Below are 8478 nucleotides of genomic sequence, written 5' to 3'. Positions count from 1 at the left end.
CTTGAACTCGCGGGTGTAGACCTTTCTTTCGTTCATGGAACCTCCAAGTTGGCGAAATCATATCGCCCTTAAGAGGTGTCCGGAATTATTAGGCCAGTTCAAGCTCGCTCCTACAGGGATCACAGGCTTTCTGTAGGAGCGAGCTTGCTCGCGAAAAACCAGAGAACACCGCAGGAGTCAGGTTTCCCGCGTCATCGTCGGCCTACATCAGCGATTGAGCCAAGGGTAGCGCGCGGTGTCCTGGCTGCCGTAATCAGGGTCCAGGTAGATGAAGCAGCGCTGGATCTTGAAGTCGCGAATTTCGAATACGTCAGCCCAATAACCGGCACCCGCCGCGGTCGGTACACCGGCGCGCCATGGTCCGTCCACGTGTTCGCCGAAACTGGTGCCTTCGCAGACCAGTGTGTCAGTGCCGGTCAGGATCCAGTTGAAGTGTGCGTAGTCGTGGGTGATCGACTTCAAGCGACTGCCCAGGTCCGCGAACATCTGACCGATCTGTTCACGACCGGTGGCCAGGCCCCACTTTGGGAACAAGACCTGCGCGTCGTCGGCGAACAGGTCGAGAATGCTGCCGCCGGTAGAGGTGATGCCGCCGTTGTCGAAGGCTTTGAGGTATTCCAGGGCGACCGATTTACGTTGTTCGTCGGTCATCGTCAGGGTGCTGATCATGGCTGTCTCCGGAGTGTTTCTGGGAAGGGGCTGCGGTCAGTGCAGCGACTTAATGTAGGTGATGATCTTCTGCCGTTTGGCCGGGTCGCCCTGGGCATAGACCATGGCACTGCCCGGCGCGACGGCCTGGGTATCGGTCAGCCAGGCGTCGAGCATCTGTTCGTCCCACACCTTGCCGGACACGGCTTTGCTGTAGCCGTCGCTGTAAGTGAAGTTGGATTCGCTGGCGGCCTTGCGACCCAGCAGCCCGAACAGGTTCGGCCCCTGCCCTGGCGGCCCGCCCTTGTCGAAGGTGTGGCAGACCGCGCAATGGTTGGTTGCCAGTTTTTGCGCGAGTTCCAGATCGTCGGCCAGAGCAACGCCAGCCAGACCGAAACTGGCAGCCAGCATCAACAGCACCGGGGCTTTTCGCGGGAAATGACTCATAGTGTTGTTCTCATTCAATCACGGGTTAAGGCATCGACGGGCCGCGAGTGACGGCGACCCGGGGTTGATTCAGCTGCGACTCGCCTCCTTGTGCGCCTGGTTCGCCGCGCGATAGGCGAAGGCGATGATCGGGCCGAGTGTCGAACCGCCTGCCCAATAGGCGCGACCGGAAGCCGACGCCACACAGTTACCGACACCGTACAATCCCGGGATCGGCGCATTGGCGTTGTTCAGTACCTGCCCGACGGAGTTGGTTTTCGGTCCGCCCTTGGTGTCCAGATTGCCGCCCGTTATCAACGCGGCGTAGTACGGGCCTTTCGCGGCCAGTGGGTACATCGTCAGGTTACCGGTGCGATCGGGTTTGACCGGGCCGGTGAAGACGCCCTGGATCGCCAGCTCACCACGATGGAAGTCCAGATCCTTGCCATTCTTCGCCAGATCGTTGAAGCGTTTGAGCGTAGCCTTGAGGTTGAGAATGAAATCCGTGCTGAGCTTCAGGCCACCAATATCGGAAGCATGTTTATCGAGTCGCGCCGCGATGTTCGTCGCCAGCTCTTCGAGGGTTTCGCCACGGACCACATGACGGTCGTTGCCGCCCTTGGGCACGATGGGCGAGCCGTATTCATCGCTGCTGCAGTTGTCCTGGGCCTGCTGGTCCCAGATCGAAAACATCACCAGGTTCGGGTATTCGGCTTTATTGCCATCCCACTGGAAAAAGGTCGGCACCATTTCGTTGTAGACGGTCTTTTCGTTGACGATCCGCTTGCCGTACTTGTTCACCATCAGCATCGAATCGCCGTTCATGGTGAAGATGCCGGACATCGAACCGTCCTTGGCCAGGGCTTTTTCCAAAAGAATCGGGCACGACCATGCGTAGTTCATGTTGCGCAACTGCACGCCCAGCTCACTGGAAATGCGGATGAAATCACCTTCGTTAGTCAGCGCCGCGCAGCCGCCATAGACCGGGGCGTTGAGGAAGTTGCGGCGCAACTCCGGATCGTGGGTGAAACCGCCGGTGGCGAAAATCACCGCTTTGCGCGCCTTGACCCGCTCACGCGTGCCCTCTTCGGTTTCGACTTCGACACCCGCCGCCTCACCCTTGCCGTTCATGATCACTTTCACTACCCGTTCGCCGGTGCGGATCTGCACCCCGTCACGCTTGGCGGCGGCGGTCAGCGTGCGGATCGCAACGCGACCGCCGTCGGACATGCTCGGCCGCGCTTCCTTGGGCACCAGTACGCGGCCCTTCCTGGCTTTGTCTTCGGGCAGTTCGGACCAGTAATCCGGCACATCCGGGCAATGCCGGTAAGGCAGCGCATCACGTTCGGCCAACAGTTCGGCGGCGGGCGAAGCGCTCTCGTAGATGGCTTCGCACATCTCGTATTCCCAATCCGACAGGCCGAGCTTTGGCAAGGCAGCGTCGTAGGATTGCGGGCGTGTCAGACGAGCGACATAGCGCATGTAGTCGGCTTTTTCATCGACCATGCCGGCGTCACGCATCGGTTTGTTGTTTGGCACCCAGTACCAGAACGCTGCCTTGGCCGCAGTGCCGCCCGGGCTGCCGGCTTTTTCCAGGATGACCACGTCGTTGCCCAGCCAACGGGAGAACAGTGCGGTCGGCAATCCGCTACCGCCACCGCCGACAACGACTATGTCGTGCTCTCGATCAAAGGGCAGCTCGTCACTGGCCATTGCCCGCCCAGCCACGCCCGACAGTGCGGCGACAGCGGTGCCAGCGGCGCTGGCCTTGATGAAGTTGCGTCGCGACAGCTCATTTTTTTGCTTTTCGTCATTCATTTTTATTCTCCGGAAAAAGTAACGGCCTCAACACCACAAAGCGGCAGACCACAGGACGCAGGCAGGCGTCGATGACTCACCAGTAGTGCCAGAACTGCACAAACAAGCCGTCCGTGACCGTGGTGTTGCGCCCTTCCACACCTTTGGAATAGTGGATGGACACCTGATCCCACATTTTCTGGTTGAACACCTTCTGGACCCCGGGCTTGAGCTGAAACAGCACGCCGGCGCCAAGCGCGGTTTCGTTGGAGTCGGAGAAGTCGATGTCGTTGTTGTCGCGATCCTTGGTGCTGAAGGTTTTCTGGTAGTCCGCACTGACAAAGGGCGTGATCTGGTATGTCGGGCGATCAACGATGTTGTAGCCCAGGCGCAGGTTGGCATGCGCAGTGTCGCCAGGGTCCGTGTGGTGCGGGCCTTCACCGCGGATGATGGCGCCGACCAGCAGGTCGATGTTCACCTTGCCCAGCCACTCGTTGTAGAACAGCGAGGGCCACAGGGCATAGGTGTCGCTGCTGACCGATTCCGCGCCGGTCGGCAGTTGCACATAGGCTTGCATACCGATCGTGCGCAGCGGCGTCGGGTTGTACCAGACCAGGCCGCCAACCAGCGGATCGCCGAAGCCGCTGACCCGCGTGCCATTGCCGCGAATCGCAATCTCGGGGAGGGTGATACTGGCGATAAACCCGGTATTGGGCAGCCCGTCCATTTTCCAGTAATGCAGTAACGAAGTCAGGCCAACGTAGGTTTCAGTCCCACTGCCGGCGACCTTGTTGCCATGATCGTCAAAGCGTTTGCGGTCATTGTTGTACTCGAACTCCTGACCGACCGAGTTGTAGGGTTCGGTGAAGTCCGAACTGAACTGGAAGCTCTGGGGCCTGTTGCTGGCAAAGGGAATGCCTGATGCTTGCGCCTTGTCTGTTGGATAAATGCAAGCGCCCAAGGCACATAGCCCGAGACCTGCCATATTCATCGCGAGACTGAATCCAGCTCTCATGAAGGTTCTCCGCTTATTGTTTTTGTTGTGTGCTCAATGACCGGCGCCGTCATTGGGTGAGCGAACAATAGGCTGGGGGGCACCTCTCAACAATTGCGGAGCCAGCGACATCTGTGTTCGCGAATTGCAAACAGTACGGTGCGGACTTTGCGAAGAAAGGCGAAGGGAGCGTCCATTGAACAATGGCTTTCGGTTCAAGCGGCGGGAGTTGGAAGCTGGACCTGCAATACTGCTTTTTGTGGGAGCGGCGGTGCGCCGCTCCCACAGGACTTGTGGTGCTAATCAGGCATTGGTGGTCAGCGGATAGAGCTTGTCATCGAACTGCGACAACTTCGGAAACACCAGCGGCTGATCGTCGCTCAGGTGTTGCAGGCGGCGGCTGTAGTCTTCCAGGAAGCCCTTGCGCGCCTCGTCACTGATATACGGCACATGCCAGGCCACAAACGGCTCCAGCACATCGAACCCGACATAAGCCAGGGTGCCGCGCAGAATCGGCCGCAGCATGTCCTCCAGCGGACCATGGATCGCGCCTTCGCCAAACATGTGCTCACGGCCGCCCAGGGTCACGCTCACCAGCGCTTTCTTGCCGGCCAGGCCACCCTGGTCGTAGAAGCGCTTGCCGCCGTAGCAGATGCCCGACACCAGCACCCGGTCGATCCAGCCCTTGAGCATGGCCGGGGCGGAGAACCAGAAGATCGGGAAGTTGAGGATCAGCAGGTCGGCCCACAGCAGTTTGTCCAGCTCAGCCTGGATGTCCGCCGCCAACGATTGGCTCTTCACGCCCAGGCGTTGTTCCAGGGCATAGACCAGGTACTCGGGGTTTTCCCGGTTCGAGAAGTCGGCGTCACTGGCTACCGGGTTCCAGTTCATTTTGTACAGGTCGCTGACCTGCACTTCGTGGCCCTGGGCTTCAAGGGTGGCGACAGCCTGGTCGCGCAGGGCGGCGGTGAAGGATTGCGGCTCCGGGTGAGCGTGGACGATCAATACTTTCATGGTGGTTCCTTAGACTTTTTCCAGCGTATCGGTTGAAGATGTTGAGGCGCGCGTGGCCAGCAACCGGTCGAGCCAGTCGGGGTCCATTTGCGGTTCGGAAGAAAACAGCAGCCCGGTGTAGTCCTGATGCGGCGGGGTGAAGATCTGGCTGCGCGAGCCGTGGTCCACCACCCTGCCCCGTTGCATGACCAATACCTCATCGGCAATCGCCCGTACAGTAGCGACATCGTGGGTGATGAACAGGTAGGCGACACCCAGCTGTTGCTGGATGCGGTTGAGCAGTTTCAGTACGCCTTCAGCCACAAGCTGGTCGAGGGCCGAGGTCACTTCGTCGCAGATGATCAGTTGCGGTTCGGCCGCCAGGGCCCTTGCGATGCAGATGCGTTGTTTCTGGCCGCCGGACAGTTCCCGGGGCTGGCGATCCATGAAGGTCGCCGGGTCGAGTTCGATCATTTCCAGCAGTTCGGCCACCCGGGCGCGCATGGCCTTGCCCTTGAGGCCCAGGTAAAAGGTCAGCGGCCGGCCGATGATGTCGACGATGCGCTGCCGCGGATTCAGCGCCGTGTCGGGGATCTGGTAGATCATCTGGATGCGCCGCAGTTGTTCCTTGCTGCGCTGGCGAAAGTCCGCCGGCAAGGGTTCGCCGTCGTACAGCACCTGGCCGTAGGTCGGTGGCAGCAAACCGGTGATCAACCGCGCGGTGGAGCTTTTGCCACTGCCGGACTCGCCAATCACCGCCAGGGTCTGGCCGCGATACAGCTTCAGCGAAACGTCGTGCAGCACCGGTTGCTGGCCGTAGCTGGCGCAGCTGTTGCGCAGTTCCAGCAGGGGTTGCTCCTGTTGCGGGCACGCCTTGGGTTCGGTGCGGAAACTGCGCACCGCCCACAGCGACTTGGTGTACTCCTCTTGCGGATCGCCGAGCATCTGGCGGGTCTCGGCCTCCTCCACCAGCTTGCCATGGCGCAGCACCATGATGCGGTCGGCCATCTGCGCCACCACCGCCAGGTCGTGGCTGATGTAGATCGCTGCGCTGCCATAAGTCGCGACCGCATCGCGGATGGCCGCCAACACTTCGATCTGCGTGGTGACGTCCAGCGCCGTGGTCGGTTCGTCGAAGATGATCAGGTCCGGGTGGCAGGCCATCGCCATGGCGGTCATCACCCGCTGCAACTGGCCGCCGGACACCTGATGCGGATAGCGCTGGCCGATGGTTTCGGGATTGGGCAGGCGCAGCACCCGGTACAATTCCACCGCCTCGCGCATGGCCTGGTCGCGGCTCATGCCGCCGTTTTTCACCGCGGTTTCGACGTGCTGGTCGATCAGTCGGTGGGCCGGGTTGAACGAGGCTGCCGCGCTCTGTGCCACATAGGCGATCCGCAGCCCCCGCAGTTTGCGCAGGGCTTCAGGCTTGGCGTTGAGCAAGTCGATGCCATCGAAATGCACCGAGCCGCCGGTGATCCGGCAGCCGTCGCGGGTATAGCCCATGGCCGACAGGCCGAGGGTCGACTTGCCCGCGCCGGACTCGCCGATCAGGCCCAGCACCTCGCCCCGCTGCAGCGTCAGGTCGATGCCCTTGATCAGCGGATGCCAGGCGTCTTCGTAATGGCCTTCGATGTGCAGGTCGCGAATTTCCAGCAAAGGTTTGGTAGTCGTCATGTTCAGCATTCCTTGAGGCCGCTGGATTTGTGCAGCATCCAGTCGACGACGAAGTTGACGCTGACCGTGATCAGGGCCACGGCCAGGGCGGGCAACAGCGGACTGATGTCGCCGAAGGTGATCAGCACCGCGTTGTCGCGCACCATGCTGCCCCAGTCGGCGGTCGGCGGCTGGATGCCCAGGCCGAGGAACGACAGCGCACTGATGAACAGGAACACGAAGCAGAAACGCAGGCCGAACTCGGCAATCAGCGGTGCCGCCGCGTTGGGCAGCACTTCGCGGGTCACCAGCCACCACAGGCCTTCACCGCGCAGGCGTGCGGCCTCGACGAAGTCCTGCACCACCACGTTCATCGCCACGGCACGCGACAGGCGAAACACCCGGGTCGCATCCAGCAGCGCAATCACCAGCACCAGCGACGTCGCCGTGGTGCCGACCACGCTGAGGATCAGCAAGGCGAAGATCAATTGCGGAATCGCCATCAGGATGTCCACCACCCGCGACAGGCCCTGATCGATCCAGCCGCCCTTGATCGCCGCGACCAGGCCGCTCAAGCCACCGAGCAGGAACGCCAGGACGGTGGTGAGGAAGGCAATGCCCAGGGTGTTGCGCGCGCCGTAAACCAGACGGCTGAACATGTCGCGCCCCAGGTTATCGGTGCCCAACAGGAACTGCCCGCCCCAGGGTGCAAAGCCCTCGCCCACCACCTGGGTTTCGCCGAACGGTGCCAATACCGGCGCGAAGATCGCCACCAGCACATAAAGCAGGATCATCGACAACCCGAACTTGGCGCTCAATGGCGCCCGCCACACTTGTTTCAACAGGCTCATGGTCTACCCCTTCGGATGCATCAGGCGTGGGTTGCTGGCAATCGACAGCACATCGGCGCTGGTGTTGAGCAGGATGTAGGTCGCGGCGAAGATCAGGCTGCAGGCCTGCACCACCGGGATGTCACGCTTGGCCACCGAGTCCACCAGCAACTGGCCGAGCCCCGGATAGACAAACACCACCTCGACCACCACCACGCCGACCACCAGGTACGCCAGGTTCAGCGCCACCACGTTGACGATGGGGGCCAGGGCGTTGGGCAAGGCGTGGCGGAAGATGATCCGCGACTGGCTGATGCCCTTGAGCCGGGCCATTTCGATGTAGGGGCTGGCCAGCAGGTTGATCAACGAGGCGCGGGTCATGCGCATCATCTGCGCGATCACCACCAGGCTCAGGGTTGCCACCGGCAACACCGAGCGTTGCAGTACCGTGGCCAACGAGGCATCCGGCGCCAGGTTGGAAATGCTCGGGAACCAGTCGAGCTTCACCGCGAACACCAGGATCAGGATGTAGGCCACGAAAAACTCCGGGAACGAAACCGCGCTCAGGGCCGAGGTGTTGAGCAAGCGGTCGAACCAGCTGTTGCGGTACAACGCCGCGAGCATCCCCAGCAGCAAGGCCAGCGGCACCGACACCAGTGCCGCGAGCAAGGCGAGGCTGAAGGTGTTGCCCAAACGCGCGCCCACCAGTTCGGCGATCGGACGCTGGTTGGCCAGCGACACACCGAGGTCACCTTGCAGCAGGTGCCAGATCCAGTGGCCGAAACGGCTCAACGGCGGCAGGTCCAGCCCCAGTTGCGCCCGATACGCCGCCACGGTTTCCGGGGTGGCCGACTGGCCGAGCATGGCCTGGGCGATATCACCCGGGAGCATGCCGACGGCGAGGAAAATGATCACTGATACCGCGAACAGCGATAACAGCCCCAATGCCAAACGCTGAAGTAGCAACCTGAAAATACTATTCACCGCGTAATTCCTTACGAAGACCACAGTTTCCAACTGTAGGAGCGAGCTTGCTCGCGATGGACGTCAACAATGACGCGGGCTGTCTGAGTGCCCGCGTTGCCTTGGTGTTTTTCGCGAGCAAGCTCGCTCCTACAGTGGTTCTTCATCGTT

The 8478-nt window shown here is 61.4% G+C and carries 8 protein-coding genes; all 8 read right to left on the bottom strand.

Annotation, left to right across the window (positions count from 1 at the left end; all coding sequences use genetic code 11):
• Positions 1-207 precede the first annotated feature (207 nt).
• Positions 208-669: a nuclear transport factor 2 family protein gene (locus tag ACLD1X_RS17345; protein ID WP_429369692.1), complete on the bottom strand. Its 462-nt coding sequence runs from the start codon at positions 667-669 to the stop codon at positions 208-210.
• Positions 670-705: 36 nt separating this feature from the next.
• On the bottom strand, positions 706-1095 hold the full coding sequence (locus tag ACLD1X_RS17340) for a c-type cytochrome (protein WP_429369690.1): 390 nt from the start codon (positions 1093-1095) through the stop codon (positions 706-708).
• Between the two features lie 69 nt (positions 1096-1164).
• Entirely contained in the window at positions 1165-2892 is a 1728-nt protein-coding gene (locus ACLD1X_RS17335; protein WP_429369688.1) for an FAD-dependent oxidoreductase, read from the bottom strand.
• Between the two features lie 76 nt (positions 2893-2968).
• Positions 2969-3862, bottom strand: coding sequence for a transporter (locus ACLD1X_RS17330; RefSeq protein ID WP_429369686.1), 894 nt, complete (start codon positions 3860-3862; stop codon positions 2969-2971).
• Positions 3863-4168: 306 nt separating this feature from the next.
• The gene (locus tag ACLD1X_RS17325; RefSeq protein ID WP_429369684.1) at positions 4169-4879 is read right to left on the bottom strand and encodes an NAD(P)H-dependent oxidoreductase; all 711 of its coding nucleotides are present in this window, start codon (positions 4877-4879) and stop codon (positions 4169-4171) included.
• 9 nt (positions 4880-4888) lie between these two features.
• Positions 4889-6535, bottom strand: a complete 1647-nt coding sequence (locus tag ACLD1X_RS17320; protein WP_429369682.1) for an ABC transporter ATP-binding protein — start codon at positions 6533-6535, stop codon at positions 4889-4891.
• A gap of 2 nt (positions 6536-6537) precedes the next feature.
• Entirely contained in the window at positions 6538-7365 is an 828-nt protein-coding gene (locus ACLD1X_RS17315; RefSeq protein WP_429369680.1) for an ABC transporter permease, read from the bottom strand.
• 3 nt (positions 7366-7368) lie between these two features.
• The gene (locus ACLD1X_RS17310) at positions 7369-8328 is read right to left on the bottom strand and encodes an ABC transporter permease (RefSeq protein ID WP_429369678.1); all 960 of its coding nucleotides are present in this window, start codon (positions 8326-8328) and stop codon (positions 7369-7371) included.
• Between the last annotated feature and the right edge of the window lie 150 nt (positions 8329-8478).

Source organism: Pseudomonas sp. 18173 (assembly GCF_050432945.1).
Taxonomy (GTDB): Bacteria; Pseudomonadota; Gammaproteobacteria; order Pseudomonadales; family Pseudomonadaceae; genus Aquipseudomonas.
Note: the sequence above shows the minus strand (reverse complement) of the source record. Positions and strands in the feature narration are given on the sequence as shown.